The following is a 20,527-nucleotide window of genomic DNA, read 5'->3' on the forward strand; positions in this document are numbered from 1 at the left end:
CGTGGGTTGGTTTAACGGCCCGCCGAGCTGGGCGGAAATGGAGCGGGTGCTCAACGGCAAGCCCCGCCATGCCGGCGTGCCGGTGGTGCCCGGGGAAGACGCCCCCCTGTCACCCAGGCGCGGAACGTACCGGCCGCCGGACGACACCCGGGCGGCCCGCTCGTCCGTTCCATACGCCGAGCTGCACGCGCATTCGGCGTTCAGCTTCCTCGACGGGGCCAGCACGCCGGAGGAGCTGGTCGAGGAGGCCGCCCGGCTGGGGTTGCGCGCGCTGGCGCTGACCGACCACGACGGCCTGTACGGTGCGGTGCGGTTCGCCGAAGCGGCCGCCGAGCTCGAGCTGCGCACCGTGTTCGGCGCGGAACTGTCCCTGGGGCGCGGGGCCCGCACCGAGACGCCCGATCCGCCCGGCCCGCACCTGCTGGTGCTGGCCCGCGGCCCGGAGGGCTACCGGCGGCTGTCGCGGCAGCTGGCCGCGGCGCACTTGGCCGGCGGGGAGAAAGGGAAGCCGCGCTACGACGTCGACGCGCTGACCGAGGCCGCCGGCGGGCACTGGCACATCCTCACCGGATGCCGCAAAGGCCATGTCCGCCAAGCGCTTTCCAATGGCGGTCCGGACGCGGCGGAGCGAGCGCTGGCCGACCTGGTGGATCGTTTCGGCGCTGGGCGGGTCAGCATCGAGTTGACCCACCACGGTCAACCGCTCGACGACGAGCGCAACGCGGCGCTGGCCGCCCTCGCGCCGCGCTTCGGCGTCGGCGTCGTCGCCACCACCGGGGCGCATTTCGCGGGGCCGTCGCGGCGTCGGCTGGCCATGGCGATGGGCGCCATCCGGGCGCGGCAGTCCCTGGACGCCGCCGCGGGCTGGCTGGCCCCACTGGGTGGTTCGCACCTGCGGTCCGGCGAGGAGATGGCCCGGCTGTTCGGCCAGCGGCCCGAGGCGGTGACCGCCGCCGCCGAGCTCGGTGAACAGTGCGCATTCGGGCTGGCGTTGATCGCCCCGCAGCTGCCGCCCTTCGACGTGCCCGCCGGGCACACCGAGGACAGCTGGCTGCGGCAACTGACCATGATGGGGGCGCGAGACCGCTACGGGCCGGCCGATGCCGCGCCGCGCGCGTACTCCCAGATCGAACACGAGTTGAAAGTCATTGCGCACCTGACGTTCCCGGGCTACTTCCTGGTGGTCCACGACATCGCCCGGTTCTGCCGGTGCAACAACATCCTGTGTCAGGGCAGGGGATCGGCGGCCAACTCCGCGGTTTGTTACGCCCTGGGCGTCACCGCGGTGGATCCGGTGGCCAACGAGCTGTTGTTCGAGCGCTTTCTGTCGCCCGCCCGTGACGGACCGCCCGACATCGACATGGACATCGAGTCCGACCAGCGCGAAAAGGTCATCCAGTACGTCTACGACCGCTACGGCCGCGACTACGCCGCCCAGGTCGCCAACGTCATCACCTACCGGGGACGGATCGCGGTGCGCGACATGGCCCGCGCCCTGGGGTTCTCGCAGGGCCAGCAGGACGCCTGGAGCAAGCAGCTCGGCCATTGGGACGGGCTCGCCGATTCGCCCGATGTCGAGGGCATCCCACCGCCGGTGGTCGACCTGGCCAACCAGATTCGTAACTTGCCGCGGCACATGGGTATTCACTCCGGCGGCATGGTGATCTGCGACCGGCCGATCGCCGACGTGTGCCCGGTTGAGTGGGCGCGCATGGAGAACCGCAGCGTCCTGCAGTGGGACAAGGATGACTGCGCGGCAATCGGTTTGGTGAAGTTCGACCTGCTCGGGCTGGGCATGCTGTCAGCGCTGCACTACGCGATCGACCTGGTGGCAGAGCACAAGGGGATCGACGTGGACCTGGCCAGGCTCGACCTCTCGGAGCCGGCGGTGTACGAGATGCTGGCGCACGCCGACTCCGTCGGCGTGTTCCAGGTGGAGTCGCGGGCGCAGATGGCGACCCTGCCGCGGCTGAAGCCGCGGATCTTCTACGACCTGGTGGTCGAGGTCGCCCTGATCCGGCCCGGGCCCATCCAGGGCGGATCGGTGCACCCCTACATCCGCCGGCGCAACGGGCTGGACCCGGTCGTCTACGACCACCCGTCCATGGAGCCGGCGCTGCGAAAGACGCTGGGGGTGCCGCTCTTTCAGGAGCAGCTGATGCAGCTCGCGGTCGACTGCGCCGGCTTTTCGGCCGCCGAGGCCGACCAGCTGCGCCGCGCGATGGGCTCCAAGCGTTCCACCGAGCGCATGCGGCGGCTGCGCGGCCGGTTCTATGACGGCATGCGCGCGCTGCACGGTGCCCCCGACGAGGTGATCGACCGGACCTACGAAAAGCTGGAGGCCTTCGCCAATTTCGGCTTCCCGGAGAGCCACGCGCTGAGTTTCGCGTCGCTGGTGTTCTATTCGTCGTGGTTCAAGCTGCATCACCCGGCGGCGTTCTGCGCGGCGCTGCTGCGGGCGCAGCCGATGGGTTTCTATTCGCCGCAGTCGCTGGTGGCCGACGCACGCCGGCACGGCGTGACGGTGCACGGCCCGGACGTCAACGCCAGCCTGGCGCACGCCACCTTGGAAGATGCAGGGAACGCCGTCCGCCTCGGGCTGGGCGCCGTTCGCCACATCGGCGACGACCTCGCCGAGCGGCTGGTCGAGGAGCGAAACACCAACGGCGCGTTCGCTTCCCTGCTGGACCTGACGACCCGGCTGCAGCTCTCGGTGCCGCAGACGGAGGCGCTGGCGACGGCCGGGGCGCTGGGTTGCTTTTCCATGTCCCGGCGCGAGGCGCTGTGGGCGGCCGGGGCGGCCGCCACCCAACGCCCGGACCGGTTACCGGGCGTGGGCTCGTCGTCGCATGTCCCGGCGTTGCCCGGGATGAGCGAGCTGGAGCTGGCCGCCGCCGACGTGTGGGCCACCGGCGTGTCCCCGGACAGCTACCCGACGCAGTTCCTGCGGGCGGACCTGGACGCGATGGGGGTGGTGCCCGCCGAGAAGCTGCTCGGCGTGCCCGACGGCGACCGGGTGCTGATCGCCGGCGCGGTGACCCACCGGCAGCGGCCCGGGACGGCCCAGGGGGTGACGTTCCTCAACCTCGAGGACGAGACGGGGATGGTCAACGTCCTCTGCACGCCGGCGGTGTGGGCGCGGCACCGCAAGCTGGCCAACACCGCGCCCGCGATGCTGGTGCGCGGCCAGGTCCAAAACGCAAGCGGCGCAGTCACCGTCGTCGCCGAGCGGCTGGGCCGCATCACCCTGGCGGTCGGCTCGCGCTCGCGCGACTTCCGGTGACCTCTTTGGCCGAACGTGTATCCACTGCGGAGATTCCGGCTCATTTTTCGCGCTGAGTGCACGCTCGGCGGGGGTCGGCCGCCTCGGTAGTCTCCAAGCATGACCCTCAACCTGTCCGTCGACGAAGTCCTCACCACCACCCGCTCGGTCCGCAAACGCCTCGACTTCGACAAGCCCGTCGGCCGCGACGTGCTGATGGAATGCCTCGAACTGGCGCTGCAGGCGCCCACGGGATCCAATTCGCAGGGCTGGCAATGGGTGTTCGTCGAGGACGCCGAGAAGAAAAAGGCGATCGGCGACGTCTACCTGAAAAACGCCCGGGCCTACCTCAGCTCACCCGCTCCCGAGTACGGCGAGGGGGACACCCGTGGCGAGCGGATGGGCAAGGTCCGCGACTCCGCGACCTACCTCGCCGAGCACATGCACGAGGCGCCCGTGTTGTTGATCCCGTGCATCGAGGGCCGCGACGACCAGACGCCGTTGGGCGGGGTGTCGTTCTGGGCCTCGCTGTTCCCCGCGGTCTGGAGTTTCTGCCTGGCGCTGCGTTCCCGCGGGCTGGGCTCGTGCTGGACGACGTTGCACCTGCTCCGCGACGGTGAGCAGCAGGTGGCCGACGTGCTGGGCATTCCCTACGGCAAGTACAGCCAGGGCGGCTTGTTCCCGATCGCCTACACCAAGGGCACCGACTTCCGCCCCGCCAAGCGGCTGCCCGCCGAGCAGGTCACGCACTGGAACGGCTGGTAACGAGCGGCCACACCTCGACAACCCCATGCGCGACCGCGCAGGGCGTGTGACTCACCCGCTCGATCGCCGCGTCGAGGTCGTCGGCCTCCAACACGGCGAACCCCGCGATCGGCAGCGCCGACCGCTGGAACGGGCCCTCCTCGACCCGCACGCCCGCCCGGTCCGGATTGCGCACCGTCACGGGCCGTCCCGCGATCCCCACAACTGCGCCGGCAGCGCCCAATTCATCGTCGCGCGCGTGCGCGGCCTGTTTGCATTCGTCGCTGACCCGGTGGTAGCCGGCTTCGTCGCCATAACCGATCGTGATGAAGGTTGCCATGCCATTGTTGACCGCCGCGCGGCCCGATTCTCATCGCGGCGGTCGACTACACCGCCCCGTCATAGCCGTGTTGCCGCCACGCCTCGTAGACCGCGACGGCCGCGGCGTTGGACAGGTTCAGGGATCGGCGGCCCGCGAGCATCGGGATGCGCACCCGCTCGGTGATGTGCGGATCGGCCAGCGTCGCGGCGTCCAGGCCCGTGGGTTCGGGCCCGAACAGCAGCACGTCGCCCGCCCGGTAACCGACGTCGGCGAACGAGGTGGTCGATTGCGCGGTGAAGGCGAACACCCGCGCCGGCGAGAGCGCGTCCCACGCGGCCTGAAGCGACGGGTGGACGGTGACGGACGCCAGGTCGTGGTAGTCGAGCCCGGCCCGCCGGAGCTGGGGCTCGGACAGGTCGAACCCCAGCGGCTCGACCAGATGCAGTTCGCAGCCGGTGGCCGCCGCGGTCCGGATGGCGTTGCCCGTATTCGGGGGGATGCGCGGGGAGTAGAACATCAGCTTGAACACAACGCGATAATGGTCGCATGGTCGAGCAGAGCCTCTGGATGCGGAAAGTCGCTGCCGATCCCGGACATTCGCACTGGTATATCGAGCGGTTCCGCGCCATGGCGCGGGCCGGTGACGATCTGGCCGGCGAGGCCCGCTTCGTCGACGCGATCGCGCCCCGCGGCGCGCGGATCCTGGACGCCGGTTGCGGTCCCGGCCGGTTGGGCGGGTACTTGGCCGCCGCCGGTCACCACGTCGTCGGCGTCGACGTCGACCCGGCGCTCATCGAGGCCGCCGAGCAGGATTACGCCGGCCCGCGCTGGCTCGTCGGAGACCTCGCCGAGCTGGACCTGCCCGCGCGCGGCATCGCCGAACCGTTCGACGTGATCGTGTCCGCCGGCAACGTCATGGCGTTCCTCGCCCCGAGCACCCGGGGACCGGTGCTGAGCCGGCTGCGGGCCCACCTCGCGGACGACGGCCGGGCGGCGATCGGCTTCGGCGCCGGCCGCGACTACGATTTCGCGGAGTTCCTCGGCGACGCGGCGGCGGCCGGGTTCGCGCCCGACCTGCTGCTGTCCACCTGGGACCTGCGACCGTTCACCGATGACTCGGATTTCCTCGTCGCGGTCCTCCGCCCGGCGTAGCTTCCGGCGGTCCCTGTTTGCCAGGGCCGTGCGCCCGCGGGCGGGTTCACCTTGGAGGGGCCCGTCTGCTCAGCACGGATTCTGGTGAGCTGGCCCGCGGGCTGTCATACTCGTCGGATTGCCACGTCGACGCGATCGCGCCCATCCCCACCGCCGCCCTTGCCCAACAGAAACCCGGCCCGCCGACGGCGGATCTTTTCCGTCCGGGATGGCGTCGCAGCCGTTGGGACGGTCCGTCGGGGCGGCTGTTCGGTGAGGCGGACATTTCGGTGAGGCGGACATTCGAGTCCGCGCGCGACGGCGTCCGGACCCGGTTGTGGCCGTTGCCGCTGGCGAGTGTCATCTGCGCGGCGCTGGCAGGGGTGTGTCTGCCCATGCTGGACGCGCGGATAGACGAGGGGTTGCCGCCATGGGTGACCGATGCGTTGTTCGGTGGCGACGGGGGCGCGGCTCGCGCTCTTCTCAGTGCAATCGCCACCTCACTGATCACCGTGACATCGTTGACGTTCTCTCTCACCGTGGTGACGTTGCAGCTGGCGAGCAGTCAGTTCTCTCCACGACTGCTGCGGACCTTTACCAGCGACCTTTTCGTTCAGGCGACGTTGGCGGTGTTCTTGTCCACGTTCACCTATGCGCTGACAGTCCTGCGTGCGGTCCGTGGCGGCGACGGCGGCGGGGCGGCGTCCGTGCCACGGGTCTCGGTGACGGTCGCCTTCCTGCTCGGCATCGTGAGCGTCTTGGGCCTGGTGTTGTTCCTGGCCCACCTGGCGCGCCAGATCCGCGTCGAGACCATGCTGCGCGATGTCCATGATGATGCGAGCCGCACGGTGCGCATCGCGACGGGCCCGCTCGACGATCGGCGCCCGCCTCCCGCTCTCCCCGCCCCGCCCGCCGACGCTCTGGCCATCACCGCCCCGTCATCGGGATTCCTGACCAGCATCGACGAGGCCGGGATGCGTTGCGCGGCAATCGACTCGGACGCCAACCTGATCATCGACTGTTATCCCGGCAGCTCATTGGTCGAAGGGGTTCCGATCGGAGTGGCATGGCCCCGGCAGGACCGCATGACCGACGAGGCCTTCGAACGGCTTCAGCGCGCGGTGCAGCGCTCCATCAGGGTGGGCTATGAGCGCACCGCGGCGCAGGACGTGTCTTACGGTCTGCGGCAGCTCACCGACGTCGCGAACAAGGCGCTCTCGCCGGGCATCAACGACCCGACGACCGCCATCCACGCGCTGGGGCATATTTCCGCGCTGTTGTGCCAACTGGCCGGCCGTGATCTCGGCCCGGTGCTGCTGCGCGACGACGACGACCGGGTGCGGGTGACGCTGCGCCGCCCCAGCTTCACCCACATCCTCGACCTCGCGATCACTCAGCCACGTCGGTACGGCTCCAGTGATCCACAGGTGATCGCCCGCCTGTTCCTGCTCCTGGAGGAACTGGCCTGGCACGTCGATGACGAGTCGTCCGTTCGTGGGCAGCTCGACCGGTTGCGGGGCACGGTCGCCCGCTCGAACTTCGACGACACGGAGATCGAACAACTGCAGGAGGCGGCGCGCCGGGTCGAGCACGCCCTCACCCACCTCGTCGATCGAAGCGATGCACGTCCGAACCGCTAACAGGTGCGATGCGCGATCTTCCGCCTCCGCCCGGCGTAGCTTTCCGGCGGCCCCTGTTTGCCAGAATCGTCCGCCCGCGCGCGGGTTCACCTTGGAGGGGCCTGTCTGCTCAGTACGGATTCTGGTGAGCTGGGCCGCGGGCTGTCATACTCGTCGGATTGCCACGTCAACGCGCTCGCGCCCCCTCTGGCGTGGCACGGGTGGATAAAGCAGGAAGTCTCATGAGCCTCTCGTTTTCTCGAGCGCTGAGCATCAGCGCAGCGGCCGGTCGCGCGGCCGTGGCGACGTGACCATGTTCGCCCGCCCGGCCCACTCGGCCGAGGCGGCCGCGCCCGAGTTCGCACAGCCCGGCGCCGCCGACGCGGCGCCGGCCAAACGCCCGCCGGCCTGGTCGCTGAGCAACTGGCCGGTCGGGTGGAAAGTCCTGGCCATCGTGCTGGTCCCGCTGCTGTTGGCGACGGTGTTCGGGGCGCTGCGCATCGAGGGCGCGATGGCGAATTCGAGTGGCCTGCGGCTGGCCGCGGCCCGCGCCGACGTGGTCCCGGTGATCACCAAGTACATGTCCGCCCTGGACGTCGCCCTGGTGGCGGGCAGCACAGGGCGCGACGTGGAGGGGGCCAAGAAGAACTTCGAGGCGCGCAAGTACGAACTGGACACGCGGCTGCGTGACACCGACGTGAGCCCCGAGGTCCGATCGGGAGTCAACAACCTGCTCGACGGCGGTCAGATGCTCGTGAATAAGGCGACCGACAACGGCCTCGGTTTGCGGGAGCGGGTGACCCTGTACGCCCCCATCCTGCTGACCGCGGAGGACGTCATCAACGCGTCGGTGCGCGTCGACGACGAGAAGATCCGCGCCCAGACCCAGGGCCTGAGCCGGGCGGTCGGGGCCCGCGGCCAGATGACGATGCAGAAGATCCTGGTCACCCGGGGCGCGGAGCTGCCCGAGCCGCAACTGCGGACGTCGATGATCACCCTGGCGGGGACCGAGCCGTCGACGCTGTTCGGGATGAGCGAAGTCCTCGGCGCCGGTTCGCCCGAGGCCAAGACGCTCCAGCAGCAACTGGTGACCCGGATGGCGATCATGTCCGATCCGGCCAGCGTGCTCGTCGACAACGCCGACCTGCTGCGCTCGATACAGACCACCGACGAGATCGCCGACCAGGTCATCAAGGACGCCACCGCGTCGGTGACCAAGTCCGTGCATGCCCAGGCCGCCGACAAGCGCAACGCCGCGATCGTCGACACCGTCCTGGTGCTCTCCGCCATCGTCATCGCGCTGGGCGTCGTGCTGCTGGTGGCGCGCGCCCTCGTGCGCCCGCTGCGCATCCTGCGCGACGGCGCCCTCAAGGTGGCCCACACCGACCTCGAGGAGGAGATCGCCCGGGTCAAGGCGGGCGGCGCCGAGCCGACGCCGCAGCCGCTGCCGGTCTACACCACCGAGGAGATCGGCCAGGTCGCCCACGCGGTCGACGAACTGCACACCCAGGCCCTGCTGCTCGCCGGCGACGAGGCCCGATTGCGGCTGCTGGTCAACGACATGTTCGAGACCATGTCGCGGCGCAGCCGCTCGCTGGTCGACCAGCAGCTGTCGCTCATCGACCGGCTGGAACGCAACGAGGAGGACCCCGAACGCCTGGACAGCCTGTTCCGGCTGGACCACCTGGCGGCCAGGCTGCGCCGCAACAGCGCCAACCTGCTGGTGCTGGCCGGCGCGCAGCTCGCCCGCGACCAGCGCGACCCGGTGCCGCTGTCGACGGTGCTCAACGCCGCGGTGTCCGAGGTCGAGGACTACCGCCGCGTCGAAATCGCCGGGCTGCCCGACAACAGCACGCTGATCGGTGCGGCCGCCGGCGGGGCCATCCACCTGTTCGCCGAGCTGATCGACAACGCCCTGCGCTACTCGCCGCCGTCGACGACCGTGCGGGTGTCGGCGGCCCGCGGCGGCTCGGATCCCCAGGGGGGAGTCGTGGTGCGGATCGCCGACGCCGGCCTGGGCATGAACGACACCGATCGGCGCATCGCCAACATGCGGCTGCAGGCCGGGGGCGAGGTCAGCCCCGACAACGCCCGCCACATGGGCCTGTTCGTGGTGGGCCGGATCGCGGCCCGGCACGGCATCCGGGTGGGGCTGCGCGGCCCGGCGGCCAACGAGACGGGCTCGGGTACCACCGCCGAGATCTACCTGCCGCCGGCCATCCTCGAGGGCGCTGCCCAGCCGGTCCGCACCGCGCGGATCCGCGCGGTTTCGTCGCCCAGCGCGCAACTCGCCGCGGCGATCGCCGCGCCGGAACCCACCGCCGAACCCTCCGTCCAGCCCGCGGGCGAGAAGCCCGCGCCGCCGGTCACGCTGCTGCCGCGGCGCAACCCCGGTTCCAGCGGCATCACCGAGGTGCCCGCCCAGCCCGCCGAACAGCCGCCCCGGCGGCACCGGCGCGAGCTGCCCACCCCGTGGTGGGAGAGCGGGGCCCCGGCGGCACCGGTGACCCCGGCCGAGCCGGAGCCCAAGCCCGCGCCGGCGCGGACGGCGTCGGACACGTCGGCGTTCTTCTCCGCGCGCTCGCGCGAGGCCGACAAGCCGGCGACCGCGGCGCCCAGCGCGCCTGGCCCGTCGATCCCGGCCGCACCCAAGAGCGAAACGGCCCCGGCCGACGACGACGTGATCTACCGGCGGATGCTGTCGGAGATGCTCGGCGATCCGCACGACCTCGTCAACAGCGCCGACCTGGACTGGCAGTCGGTGTGGGACCGCGGCTGGACGCTGGCCGCCGCGGCCGAGGACAAGCCCGTGGAGTCGCGCACCGCCGAGCACGGCCTGCCGGTCCGCACGCCCGGCGCCCGGCTGGTTCCCGGCGCGGCCAACGGGACGAGCCTGCCCGACCAGGACCAGCCCGCCTCCGACCGCGAACCGCAGCACGCCGCCGCGGGCCGTGATCCCGAGGCGGTGCGCGCCTCCTTCAGCAGCCACTTCGGCGGGGTGCGCACCGGCCGGTCGCACGCCCGCGATCCCCAAGGGCCCGATGAGCAATGACCGCACCCGGAAATCCCCCGCAAGCGGGCGGTGTCCCCTCCCTGGACTGGCTGGTGACGCGGTTCGCCCGCGAGGTCCCCGGCGTGGCGCACGCCCTGCTGGTCTCGGTCGACGGGCTGCCGATCGCCGCCAGCGAGCATCTCCCGCGCGAGCGCGCCGACCAGCTGGCCGCGGTGGCCTCCGGGCTGGCCAGCCTCGCGACCGGCGCCGCGCAGCTGTTCGAGGGCGGCCAGGTGCTGCAGTCGGTGGTCGAGATGCAGCACGGCTACCTGCTGTTGATGCGCGTCGGCGACGGCTCGCATCTGGCCACGCTGGCCGCGACATCGTGCGACATCGGTCAAATCGGCTACGAGATGGCCATCCTGGTCGAGCGGGTCGGGGGCGTGGTGCAGTCCACCCGCCGGTCTGGCGTCTCGTGAGCCGCGATGGACGAACGCGAGCCCCGGCCGACCGCACGTAAAGGCAACCTGGTCCGCCCCTACACCCTGACGTCCGGACGGACCGGCACCGACGTCGACCTTCCCGTGGAAGCGCCGATTCAGACGCTGCAGGCCGGCCTGGCTCACCGATGGCCCCCCGACGACGCGAAAGGCAAGATCATTCAACTGTGCGTCGGCAGCCCGTCGGTGGCGGAAATCTCTGCCCGGCTGGATCTTCCGCTCGGCGTCACGCGCGTCCTGGTCGGTGATCTGGTTTTGTCCGGCTACCTTCGGGTGCATAGGACGTTGTCCGAGCGTTCGACCAGAGATGAGCGCCACGAACTGATAGGAAGGACGCTGCGTGGCCTTAAGGCACTCTGACACGCACTCCGAGATGCGGCCCGACTCCGGGGCCCACGCCTCGACGAAGATCGTCATCGCCGGCGGATTCGGCGCCGGCAAGACGACGTTTGTGGGGGCGGTGTCGGAGATCATGCCGTTGCGCACCGAGGCGATGCTCACCGACGCCTCGGCCGTCGTCGATGCGCTGGACGCCACGCCGGACAAGCGGACCACCACGGTCGCGATGGACTTCGGCCGGATCACGCTGGACGAGGACCTGGTGCTCTACCTGTTCGGGACGCCGGGTCAGCGCCGGTTCTGGTTCATGTGGGACGACCTGGTTCGCGGGGCCATCGGGGCGATCGTGCTGGTGGACTGCCGGCGCCTGGAGGACAGCTTCGCCGCGGTCGACTTCTTCGAGCACCGCAACCTACCGTTCCTGGTCGCGGTCAACGAGTTCGACGGCGCGCCACGCTATCCCGTCGCGGAGGTGCGCGAAGCGCTGACCCTGCCCGCGCATATCCCGGTGATCACGGTCGACGCCCGGGACCGCCGGTCGGCCACCGACGCGCTGATCGCGGTCAGCGAATACGCCCTGACCAGCCTGACCGCCAGTTGAGCGAGCGGTGGGCTGATCGCCACTTCGAAGGCCACGACTTCACCGACGAGGACCTCAGCCGGCTGCACACCGAGCGGGCCGTGTTCGACGGGTGCAACTTCAACGGCGCCAACCTGGCCGAGTCCCAACACCGCGGGTCGGCGTTCCGCAATTGCACCTTCCGGCGAAGCTCGTTGTGGCACAGCGTGTTTACCCAGTGCAGCATGCTGGGCTCGGTGTTCGTGCAGTGCCGGCTGCGGCCCATCACCTTCGACGAGGTCGACTTCACGCTGGCGGTGCTCGGCGGTAACGACCTGCGCGGCGTCGACCTGAGCGGCTGCCGGTTGCGGGAGGCCAGCCTGGTGGAGGCGGACCTGCGCAAGGCGGTGTTGCGCGGGGCCGACCTGTCCGGCGCGCGGGCGACGGGCGCCCGGCTCGACGGCGCCGACCTGCGCGGCGCGGCCGTGGATCCCGCATTGTGGCGGACCGCCTCGCTGGCGGGCGCCCGCGTGGACGTCGGCCAGGCGGTGGCCTTCGCGGCGGCGCAGGGCCTGCGCCTCGACGGCTGATCGGCTCAGTGCTTGAGCCGGATGCGCCACCGCACCAGGCCGGCATAGGCGACCGACAAGGCCGCGAGCATGCCCATGTCGAACAGCCAGGCTCCCGGCGTGTGCTGGAAGTGGCTGTCCCGCGGGTTCTGCGGGCCGGGCGCCACGGTCCACAGGTCGACGGTCGACGCCTGCGCGGCGTACCCCCAGCGCGAGGGCACCACCCAGGACAGCTGGTCGAGGAAGATCCGGTTGGTGACCGGCACCATTCCGCCGGAAAGCACCATCTGTCCCATGAGCGACACCACCAGCAGCGGCATGATCTGCTCGTTGGAGCGCGCCAGCGCCGACAGCAGCAGCCCCAGCATCGCCGCCGCCACGCACGTCGCCGCGACGGCGACGAACAGCTCGAGGGTGGCGTTCCCGAGCAGCACGGCCGGCCGCTTGGGCGCGCCCTTGCCGATCACCACGATGGCGGTGGCGATCGCCGCCTGCACGACGGCGAACACGCAGAACACGGCGATCTTCGCGAGCAGGTAGGCGGTGGTGGACAGCCCGACGGCCTGCTCGCGGCGGAAGATGGGGCGCTCGCCGATCAGGTCGCGGATCGTCAGCGCCGTGCCCATGAACGCTGCGGCCATGGTCAGCAGGGTCAGGATCGTCCCGGCCTCGCCGGCCGAATCGCTCGTCGGGTCGGCGTAGCCGAACCCGGTGTGGCCTGGCACGGTCAGCGACAGCGCCCCCATGATGAACGGCAGCAGCGCCAGGAACACGAAATAGGCGCGGTCGGAGACGACGAGGCGAACCTGGCGGCGGGCCACGGTGGAGAACTGGCGGCGCATGCCGGTGCGCGGCGCGACGCCCAGATCGGCCGGTGCCTCCGTCTCCACGGGCGGCGGCGGTTTGTTCTGTGCCAAAAAGCGGCGGTTGGCCTCGTCGGGGTCGGCGCCCACCTTCGCGAAGATCTGCGCCCAGTTGGTGGTCCCCATGACCGAGCCGATCTGGTCGGGCGGGCCCAGGAAGGCGGTCTTGCCGCCGGGCGCCATCAGCAGCACCTGGTCGCACACGTCGAGGTAGGTCAGCGAGTGGGTGACCACCAGCACCACCCGGCCCGCGTCGGCCAGCTGGCGCAGCATCGTCATGACCTGCAGGTCCAGCGCCGGGTCCAGGCCCGAGGTCGGCTCGTCGAGGATCAGCAGCGACGGCCCGGTGAGCAGCTCGAGGGCCACCGAGGCGCGCTTGCGCTGCCCGCCGGAGAGCTTGTCGACCCGGGTGTCCGCGTGCTGGGTCAGCCCCAGTTCGTCGAGCACCTGCGCGACGACCTCTTCGCGGTCGGCCTTGGTGGTGTCGGGTGGCAGCCGCAGTTCGGCCGCGTAGCCGAGGGCCTGGTTGACCGTGAGCTGGCGGTGCACGACGTCGTCCTGGGGCACCATCCCGATCCGGGTCCGCAGCGACGCGTACTCGGTGTGGATGTCGTGGCCCTCGAAGGTGACCAGCCCCGAGGTCGGGGTGGCGTACCCGGCGATCAGCCGCGACAGCGTGGTCTTGCCCGCGCCGGACCCGCCGATGAGGGCGGTCAGCGTGCCCGGGCGGGCGGTCAGCGAGACCTTCTCGAGCAGGTTCTTGCCGTTGACGGCGAAGTCGACGCCGCGCACCTCCAAACCGCCGGTGCGCGTCGCCGCCTCCTGCCGGCGGACCAGGATGCCCCCGGAGAACACCAGGTCGACGTTCCCGATGGTCACCACGTCACCCTCGGACAGCACGGCCGACGCGGCCTTGACGCCGTTGACGAAGGTCCCGTTGCTGCTGTTGGCGTCGCGGATCTCGGGACCCGCGGGCGTCGGGGTCAGGAACGCGTGGTGGCGCGACGCCAGCACGTCGTGGATGACGATGTCGTTGTCGAGCGCGCGCCCGATCCAGGCGGGGCGTCCGGGCCGGTCGGTCACCCGCTCGCCGTCGGGCCCCAGGTTCTTCACCCGCGTGGTCGGGAACTCCGCCGCCTGGCCGCTCACGCCGATCTCGGTCGGCTGGTTCAGTTCGGGCGGCCCACCGGACTGCGGCACCGACCGGGTCGCGGCGTCCGGCCGCACGATCGGGACGGCCGTCGTGCGGCTCGGGCCCTGCCATGGGTGCGGGCGCGGCGGTGGGGCCGGGGGCTGCCGCGGCGGGGCCGGTGGCCGCTGCGCGGCGGGCTTCGCGCGGCCGGCGTCGCCGGGTGGCGCGATGACCGGGATCGATTCCGTGGTCGGCGGAAGCATGCCCACGGTCCCGGTGTGGTGGCCGATCTCGAAGGTGATCCGTGGACCGTCGGGTTTGCCGATGTTGATGGTCTGGCCGTCCTCGATGTCGACCGCCGGCACCCGCCGGCCGTCGACGTACAAGCCGTTCAGCGACTTGTTGTCCAGCGCCACCCATTTGCCGCGATCGAAGCGCAGCAGCAAGTGCGCGCGGGCGACCAGCGGGTGTGCGACCCGCAGGTCCGCGCGCAGGTCGCTGCCGACGACCACGTCGCGGCCGGCCGCGAAGCTGCCCTTCGATCGGTCGGATCGAACAGTCAGCACTTGCTCGGCGGCTTGAGTCATCGGACCGGCCGCAAGCTCAGCGTTTCAGCCGGATGTGCCACCGGACGAAGCCGGTGTAGGCGACGGACAGGAACGCCAGCATCGCCATGTCGAACACGAAGATGTGTTTCGAGTGCTGCCAGATCGGGTCGTTGGTCGGGATCTGTTTGACCTTCACCAGCGACGGAAAGTCGATCGACGAGGCGCCCGCGGCGTAGCCCCACCGTGCCGGTGTCAGCCATGCGAGCTCCTCGAGGCCGAAGCGCTGATACACCGGAATCATGCCGCTGGAGAACACCAGCTGCGACATGATCGACACGACGAGGAGCGGCATGATCTGTTCGTTGGACTGCGCCAGGGCCGACAGCAGCAGGCCCAGCATCGCCGAGGCCACACAGGTCCCGGCGACGGTGACGAACAGCGAGAAGGTGGAGTTGCCGAAGAACGGCGGGTGTGCCGTCGGCGCGCCCTTGCCGAGCCGCACGATGATGGTGGCCACGGCCGCCTGGCCCGTCGCGAACACGCAGAACACCGCGATCTTGGCCAGCAGGTAGGCGGTGGTGGACAGGCCGACGGCCTGCTCGCGGCGGAAGATCGGGCGCTCGCCGATCAGGTCGCGGATGGTCAGCGCGGTGCCCATGAAGACGGCGCCGATGTTCAGCAGCACCATGATGTACTGCGGCTGGGTGGGCGCGGGGCCGAGCGGGTCGGCGGGGCCCAGCCCGGGGTGCGGGCCCTTCACCGTCAGCGACAACGCGCCGATCAGGAAAGGCAGGACCGCCAGAAAGACCGTGTAGCCGCGGTCGGACACGACCAGGCGGACCTGGCGGCGGGCGATCGTGGACAACTGCCGCCAGAGGTCGGTCCTCGGTGGCTCGCCCAGGTCGGCGGGGCTTTGCGCGGACGGCGCCTGGGACTGCTGCTGATTGCGCTCCCGGAAGCGGCGATTGGCCTCGTCGGGGTCGGCACCCACCTTGGCGAAGATGTCGGCCCAGTTGCGGGTGCCCATGGCCGCCTCGACCTGGTCGGGCGGGCCGCAGAAGGCGGTCTTGCCGCCCGGTGCGACCAGCAGGATCTGGTCGCAGACGTCCAGGTACGACACCGAGTGGGTCACCACCATCACCACGCGGCCCGCGTCGGCGAGCTGGCGGAGCATCAGCATGACCTGGCGGTCCAGCGCCGGGTCCAGGCCGGAGGTCGGCTCGTCGAGCAGCAGCAGCGACGGTTGGGTGAGCAGCTCGAGCGCCACCGAGGCGCGTTTGCGCTGGCCGCCCGAAAGCTTGTCGACCCGGGTTTCGGCGTGCTTGGTCATGTCGAGTTCTTCGAGGACCTGGGCGACGATCTGGGCCCGCTCGGCTTTGCTGGTGTCCGGGGGCAGCCGCAGCTCGGCGGCGTAGTTCAGGGCCTGGTTGACGGTCAGTTGCCGGTGCACGACGTCGTCCTGCGGCACCATCCCGATCCTGCTGCGCATCGACGCGTATTCGGCGTGGATGTCGTGGCCCTCGAACGTCACCGAGCCAGAGCTGGGGCTGGTGTAGCCCACCATCAGCCGCGACAGCGTGGTCTTGCCGGCGCCCGAACCGCCGATGATGGCCGTCAGCGTCCCGGGCCGGGCGCTCAGCGAGATGTGGTCGATCAGCTGCTTGCCGTCGATTTTGAAGCAGACCGAGTTCACCTCCAGCCCGCCGGTGCGCGTCGCGGCCTCGGTACGGCGCAGCAGCTCACCGCGGGTGAACACCAGGTCGACGTTGCCGATGGTGACCACGTCACCCTCGGTGAGTACCGCGGACCCCACCCGCACGCCGTTGACGAAGGTGCCGTTGACGCTGTGGGCGTCGCGGATCTCGGTGCCCAGCGGCGTCTGGGTCAGGAACGCGTGATGGCGGGACGCCAGGACGTCCTGGATGACGACGTCGTTGTCGGTGGCACGGCCGATCGTCAGTGCGCCGGACGGCTTCTGCAGCGCCCCGGACCGAGAAGGCCTGAGCGCCTGGAACATCTTGGTCGCCAGGTTCGCCACCTCGGGCTGCTTGGCGGCTCTGCGCGACATCTCGGTCTGCGGCGACGCCAGGCCGGAGACCTTGGGCTGCGGAGGGAAGTTGGGCGGTGGTGGCGGTGGGGCCGGCGCGCGGCCGCCGCCGGCATACATCGGTTGAGGCGGCGGTGCGGGGCGCGGCCCCGGCGCGCCCGGGTGCGGCCTGCGCGGCGGCGACGCCCAGCTGGGCGGGCGGCCCGTCGGGCCGGGTGGCGGGCCGGGCGGGGCGGCGGCCGGAGGGCCCGCGGGCGCGGCGGACCACGCCATCCCGGACTGTTGGGCCGCCATCGGGATGCCCATCGACTCGGTTTGCGGTGGGCGCCCGGCCATCCCCTGGTGCCGGCCGACCTCGAACGTGAGCTGCGGCCCGTCGGGGTTCCCGATGTTGAGACACTGCCCGTCGTGGATCTCGACCACCGGCACGCGCCGGCCGTTCACGAAAGTGCCGTTGAGCGAACCGTTGTCGATCGCCAGCCACCGGCCCTGGTCGAAGCGCAGCAGCAGGTGGGCGCGCGAGATCAGTGGGTGCGTGATGCGCATGTCGGCGCGCAGATCGCGCCCCACCACCACGTCGTGACCGGCGGCGAAGGTGCGTTCTGACCCGTCATGGCGAACCGTCAAGACGGGCTGGGCTGGTGCACTCATCGGTCCAACTGTATCTCGTGAACCCAAGGCCACCCTGAGGCCCAAATGTGCGTCAGCGGTCCGGCTCTCGTGGGTGCGCTAGGTGCGATTGCCCGCCAAGACATCCGGGGCGCCCGTGACCACGCAGCGTGTCCGGGTGTAGATCGTGGGCATGCATTGGTTGCAGTGGGTGCATGCCGACCGCACGCTGTGTTGGGCGCCGTCGGCGGCGATCCGATTGATCAGGTCCGGCTCGGCCAGCAGCGCGCGGGCCATCGCGACGAAGTCGAATCCCTCGGCCATCGCCAGGTCCATCGTTTCCCGGTTGGTGATGCCGCCGAGCAGGATCAGCGGCATCGTCAGCTCCGCGCGGAACAGCTTGGCGTCGCGCAACAGATAGGCCTCGCGGTAGGGGTACTCGCGCAGGAACTTCTTGCCCGTCATGCGCATTCCCCAACTCAGCGGCGGTTTGAATGCACCGGCGAACTCCTTGAGCGGCGCGTCGCCGCGGAACAGATACATCGGGTTGACCAGCGAGCTGCCCGCGGTGAGTTCGATCGCGTCCAGGCCACCGTCGTCCTGCAGCCACTTCGCGGTGGTCAGCGATTCCTCGGTGCTGATGCCGCCGCGAACGCCGTCGGCCATGTTGAGCTTGGCGGTCACCGCGATCGGCGTGCCCTCCTTTTCCACCGCGCGGCGCACGGCCATGACGATGCCGCGGGCCACCTTCGCCCGGTTCTGAAGCGACCCGCCGAACTCGTCGTCGCGGCGGTTGATCAGCGGGGACAGGAACGAGCTCGCCAAGTAGTTGTGGCCCAAATGGATTTCGACCGCGTCGAAGCCGGCTTCGATGGCCAGGCGGGCCGCGTTGGCGTGCCCCTCGATGACGTCGTCGATGTCGTCACGGGTCGCCTTCTTGGCGAATCGCATTCCGATGGGATTGAAGAACCGCACCGGCGCCAGGGCCTTGGCCTTGTTCGATTTGGCATTGGCGACCGGGCCCGCGTGGCCGATCTGTGCGCTGACGGCGGCGCCCTCGGCGTGGATCGCGTCGGTGAGCCGGCGGAACCCGGGCACCGCCTCGGGCCGCAGCCAGATCCCGTTGCCCTCGGTGCGGCCGCCGGGGGAGATGGCGCAGTAGGCGACGGTCGTCATGCCGACGCCGCCGGCGGCCGGCTGCCGGTGGTATTCGATCAGATCGTCGGTCACCAGGGTGTCGGGCGTGCGGGCCTCGAACGTGGCCGACTTGATGGTGCGGTTGCGCAGCGTGATCGGGCCGAGCTTGGCGGGGCTGAACACGTCCGGAGGGGTAGACATATCGGGAGCTTAATGGCGATCGCAAGCGCGGCGAAGCCGGGCTTGGCGGGTCGCCATCATCGGCCGTGACGGCGATCGCAAGCGCGGCGAAGCCGGGCGCGGCGGGTCGCCGTCGTCGACCGTGCCAGACTGTCAGGCGTGGGCGCAATCACACTGGACGGCAAGGCCACCCGTGACGAGATCTTCGTCGACCTCAAACAACGGGTGGCCGCCCTGACAGCGTCGGGCCGCACCCCGGGCCTGGGCACCATCCTGGTCGGTGATGATCCGGGGTCGCAGGCCTACGTCCGGGGCAAGCACGCGGACTGCGCCAAGGTCGGCATCACGTCGATTCGCCGCGACCTGCCCGCCGACATCAGCACCGCGGCCCTGCACGACACCATCGACGAGCTGAACGCCAACCCGGACTGCACCGGGTACATCGTGCAGTTGCCGCTGCCCAAGCATCTGGACGAGAACGCGGCGCTGGAGCGGGTCGACCCGGACAAGGATGCCGACGGGCTGCACCCGACGAACCTGGGCCGGCTGGTGCTCAGCGTTCCCGCGCCGCTGCCGTGCACCGCACGTGGGATCGTGCACCTGCTGCGGCGCTACGACATCGAGATCGCGGGGGCGCACGTCGTCATCATCGGCCGCGGCGTGACGGTCGGTCGCCCGTTGGGGCTGCTGTTGACCCGCCGTTCCGAGAACGCCACGGTCACGTTGTGCCACACCGGAACTCGTGATCTGGCGGCCTACACCAGGCAGGCGGACATCGTCGTCGCCGCGGTCGGGGTGCCGCACATGCTGACCGCCGACATGGTGCGTCCCGGCGCCGCGGTCGTCGACGTGGGCGTCAGCCGAACCGACAACGGATTGGTGGGCGACGTGCACCCCGACGTGTGGGAGGTGGCCGGCCACGTGTCGCCGAATCCCGGCGGCGTGGGCCCATTGACCCGGGCGTTCCTGCTGAGCAACGTCGTCGAGCTCGCCGAGCGGGAATGAGCGCGAGGTCCGTCGTCAGGGCCCAGTGGCCAATCCTGCTGGTGGGCTTGACCTTCGCCACGGCGCTTGTCCTGGTGGGGGCAAACTTCTGGCGCCGGGGCTCGCTGCTGATCGGCATCGGTGTCGGCCTGGCCGCGGCGCTGCGACTGGTGCTGCCCGACGAGCGGTCCGGTCTTCTGGTGGTGCGCAGCAAGGGAATTGATTTCGTCACCACCGCGACGGTCGCGACGGCGATGGTCTACATTGCGTGGACCATCGACCCGCTGGGCACCGGCTAGAAACCCGGCGCCCGTCGAGATCTACCGTGGCAGGCCGGGGATCTGCCCCGCCACCCCGGGGATCTGGCCCGCCATCCCGGGGATCTGGCCCGCCATCCCGGGGATCTGGCCCGTCATCCCGGGGATCTGGCCCGTCATCCCGGGGATCTGCCCGGCCATGCCGGGGATCTGCCCGGGCATCCCGGGCATTCCCGGCACTTGTGGCACCGAAAGATTGCCGTTGGCCAGGTTCGCCATCTGCTCGGGGCAGTAGGTCTGTATCGCGATGGTGGTGAACATGCGCGCCATCATCGGTGACATGCCCCTGCCGGAGACGCTCGAGGCGGCCGCGGCGAAGTTGCCGCCCGGCTGGGCGAGCATCGGGCAGATGGACTGGCCCACCGACATCGCGTTTCCGGGTTCGCCGAAGTCGATGCCCGCGTGGTTGAGCGCGTCGATGAAGTTGTCGTCGGGGTTGTCCGCCCCGGCGGGCGCGGCGAACGCCGACGCCGCGGTGAGCAGGGCGGCGGCCACGGCCAGCAGGCGAACGGTGAGGGGCTGGTTCCGAAACAGCCAGATCCAGTGATGCGTTCGCGCCGCTGCCCTCATGCAGCCTCCCCCTCGTTCGTGGAGTGCGCCGAGGGCACTCGAGTCACGTTACGAACTCTGAGCCATCACAGTCACGTTTACGACACGGTGGGGTAAAGGTTCG

Annotated in this window: 17 protein-coding genes; 11 read left to right on the forward strand and 6 right to left on the reverse strand. The window is 70.6% G+C overall.

From position 1 onward, the window contains the following. The first annotated feature begins 1 nt into the window (after nt 1). Together G6N51_RS24055 and G6N51_RS24060 are read left to right on the forward strand one after the other, a co-directional pair. Nucleotides 2-3,283 carry an error-prone DNA polymerase gene (locus G6N51_RS24055; protein WP_083169689.1) on the forward strand — a complete coding sequence of 1,094 codons (3,282 nt, stop codon included), beginning with the start codon at nt 2-4 and terminating at the stop codon, nt 3,281-3,283. A 99-nt stretch (nt 3,284-3,382) separates the two neighbouring features. After that, nucleotides 3,383-4,027, forward strand: coding sequence for a nitroreductase family protein (locus tag G6N51_RS24060; RefSeq protein WP_083169691.1), 645 nt, complete (start codon nt 3,383-3,385; stop codon nt 4,025-4,027). On the opposite strand, the gene G6N51_RS24065 is transcribed toward G6N51_RS24060, so the two are convergent. Both G6N51_RS24065 and G6N51_RS24070 read right to left on the reverse strand, forming a co-directional pair. After that, nucleotides 4,005-4,346, reverse strand: a complete 342-nt coding sequence (locus G6N51_RS24065) for a YciI family protein (protein WP_083169693.1) — start codon at nt 4,344-4,346, stop codon at nt 4,005-4,007. The genes G6N51_RS24060 and G6N51_RS24065 overlap by 23 nt on opposite strands. 46 nt (nt 4,347-4,392) lie before the next feature. After that, nucleotides 4,393-4,857, reverse strand: a complete 465-nt coding sequence (locus G6N51_RS24070; protein WP_083169695.1) for a tRNA (cytidine(34)-2'-O)-methyltransferase — start codon at nt 4,855-4,857, stop codon at nt 4,393-4,395. Nucleotides 4,858-4,874: 17 nt separating this feature from the next. Here G6N51_RS24070 and G6N51_RS24075 point away from each other — a divergent pair, with 17 nt between their 5' ends. From G6N51_RS24075 to G6N51_RS24105, 7 genes are all read left to right on the forward strand, one after another. Further along, nucleotides 4,875-5,480, forward strand: a complete 606-nt coding sequence (locus G6N51_RS24075; RefSeq protein ID WP_083169697.1) for a class I SAM-dependent methyltransferase — start codon at nt 4,875-4,877, stop codon at nt 5,478-5,480. Between the two features lie 269 nt (nt 5,481-5,749). Beyond that, nucleotides 5,750-7,099 carry a DUF2254 domain-containing protein gene (locus G6N51_RS24080; RefSeq protein WP_083169699.1) on the forward strand — a complete coding sequence of 450 codons (1,350 nt, stop codon included), beginning with the start codon at nt 5,750-5,752 and terminating at the stop codon, nt 7,097-7,099. A 286-nt stretch (nt 7,100-7,385) separates the two neighbouring features. Further along, on the forward strand, nt 7,386-10,130 hold the full coding sequence (locus tag G6N51_RS24085) for an ATP-binding protein (protein WP_083169701.1): 2,745 nt from the start codon (nt 7,386-7,388) through the stop codon (nt 10,128-10,130). Beyond that, on the forward strand, nt 10,127-10,549 hold the full coding sequence (locus G6N51_RS24090; protein ID WP_083169703.1) for a roadblock/LC7 domain-containing protein: 423 nt from the start codon (nt 10,127-10,129) through the stop codon (nt 10,547-10,549). The genes G6N51_RS24085 and G6N51_RS24090 overlap by 4 nt, the downstream gene beginning before the upstream one ends. A 6-nt stretch (nt 10,550-10,555) precedes the next feature. Next, entirely contained in the window at nt 10,556-10,930 is a 375-nt protein-coding gene (locus tag G6N51_RS24095; RefSeq protein WP_083169705.1) for a DUF742 domain-containing protein, read from the forward strand. A gap of 13 nt (nt 10,931-10,943) precedes the next feature. Then, entirely contained in the window at nt 10,944-11,510 is a 567-nt protein-coding gene (locus G6N51_RS24100; RefSeq protein ID WP_083169707.1) for a GTP-binding protein, read from the forward strand. Then, nucleotides 11,507-12,058 (forward strand): pentapeptide repeat-containing protein, encoded by a 552-nt coding sequence (locus tag G6N51_RS24105; protein WP_083169708.1) that lies wholly within the window; start codon nt 11,507-11,509, stop codon nt 12,056-12,058. Before G6N51_RS24100 ends, G6N51_RS24105 begins: the two co-directional genes overlap by 4 nt. 5 nt (nt 12,059-12,063) lie before the next feature. On the opposite strand, the gene G6N51_RS24110 is transcribed toward G6N51_RS24105, so the two are convergent. From G6N51_RS24110 to G6N51_RS24120, 3 genes are all read right to left on the reverse strand, one after another. After that, nucleotides 12,064-14,619 carry an ATP-binding cassette domain-containing protein gene (locus tag G6N51_RS24110; protein ID WP_083169710.1) on the reverse strand — a complete coding sequence of 852 codons (2,556 nt, stop codon included), beginning with the start codon at nt 14,617-14,619 and terminating at the stop codon, nt 12,064-12,066. Nucleotides 14,620-14,635: 16 nt separating this feature from the next. Then, nucleotides 14,636-17,278: an FHA domain-containing protein gene (locus G6N51_RS24115; protein WP_163750810.1), complete on the reverse strand. Its 2,643-nt coding sequence runs from the start codon at nt 17,276-17,278 to the stop codon at nt 14,636-14,638. Between the two features lie 78 nt (nt 17,279-17,356). Further along, nucleotides 17,357-18,574 (reverse strand): NADH:flavin oxidoreductase, encoded by a 1,218-nt coding sequence (locus G6N51_RS24120; RefSeq protein WP_083169714.1) that lies wholly within the window; start codon nt 18,572-18,574, stop codon nt 17,357-17,359. Between the two features lie 138 nt (nt 18,575-18,712). Between G6N51_RS24120 and G6N51_RS24125 the strand changes: the two genes are divergently transcribed. Continuing rightward, nucleotides 18,713-19,558 carry a bifunctional methylenetetrahydrofolate dehydrogenase/methenyltetrahydrofolate cyclohydrolase gene (locus G6N51_RS24125; RefSeq protein ID WP_083169716.1) on the forward strand — a complete coding sequence of 282 codons (846 nt, stop codon included), beginning with the start codon at nt 18,713-18,715 and terminating at the stop codon, nt 19,556-19,558. Then, the gene (locus G6N51_RS24130; protein ID WP_083169718.1) at nt 19,555-19,836 is read left to right on the forward strand and encodes a DUF3017 domain-containing protein; all 282 of its coding nucleotides are present in this window, start codon (nt 19,555-19,557) and stop codon (nt 19,834-19,836) included. Before G6N51_RS24125 ends, G6N51_RS24130 begins: the two co-directional genes overlap by 4 nt. 21 nt (nt 19,837-19,857) lie before the next feature. Here G6N51_RS24130 and G6N51_RS24135 read toward each other — a convergent pair whose 3' ends face one another. Continuing rightward, nucleotides 19,858-20,424, reverse strand: coding sequence for a DUF732 domain-containing protein (locus tag G6N51_RS24135; protein WP_083169720.1), 567 nt, complete (start codon nt 20,422-20,424; stop codon nt 19,858-19,860). Nucleotides 20,425-20,527: the final 103 nt, after the last annotated feature.

The sequence above is a fragment of the Mycobacterium paraseoulense genome, assembly GCF_010731655.1.
Classification (GTDB): Bacteria; Actinomycetota; Actinomycetes; order Mycobacteriales; family Mycobacteriaceae; genus Mycobacterium; species Mycobacterium paraseoulense.

What these genes read in the sequence shown, in the direction of transcription:
- G6N51_RS24100 (WP_083169707.1), top strand. Translation starts at nt 10,944, where the DNA reads ATGCGGCCCGACTCCGGGGCCCACGCCTCGACGAAGATCGTCATCGCC.
- G6N51_RS24065 (WP_083169693.1), bottom strand. Translation starts at nt 4,346, where the DNA reads ATGGCAACCTTCATCACGATCGGTTATGGCGACGAAGCCGGCTACCAC.
- G6N51_RS24115 (WP_163750810.1), bottom strand. Translation starts at nt 17,278, where the DNA reads ATGAGTGCACCAGCCCAGCCCGTCTTGACGGTTCGCCATGACGGGTCA.
- G6N51_RS24095 (WP_083169705.1), top strand. Translation starts at nt 10,556, where the DNA reads ATGGACGAACGCGAGCCCCGGCCGACCGCACGTAAAGGCAACCTGGTC.
- G6N51_RS24130 (WP_083169718.1), top strand. Translation starts at nt 19,555, where the DNA reads ATGAGCGCGAGGTCCGTCGTCAGGGCCCAGTGGCCAATCCTGCTGGTG.
- G6N51_RS24060 (WP_083169691.1), top strand. Translation starts at nt 3,383, where the DNA reads ATGACCCTCAACCTGTCCGTCGACGAAGTCCTCACCACCACCCGCTCG.
- G6N51_RS24120 (WP_083169714.1), bottom strand. Translation starts at nt 18,574, where the DNA reads ATGTCTACCCCTCCGGACGTGTTCAGCCCCGCCAAGCTCGGCCCGATC.
- G6N51_RS24110 (WP_083169710.1), bottom strand. Translation starts at nt 14,619, where the DNA reads ATGACTCAAGCCGCCGAGCAAGTGCTGACTGTTCGATCCGACCGATCG.
- G6N51_RS24075 (WP_083169697.1), top strand. Translation starts at nt 4,875, where the DNA reads ATGGTCGAGCAGAGCCTCTGGATGCGGAAAGTCGCTGCCGATCCCGGA.
- G6N51_RS24135 (WP_083169720.1), bottom strand. Translation starts at nt 20,424, where the DNA reads ATGAGGGCAGCGGCGCGAACGCATCACTGGATCTGGCTGTTTCGGAAC.
- G6N51_RS24090 (WP_083169703.1), top strand. Translation starts at nt 10,127, where the DNA reads ATGACCGCACCCGGAAATCCCCCGCAAGCGGGCGGTGTCCCCTCCCTG.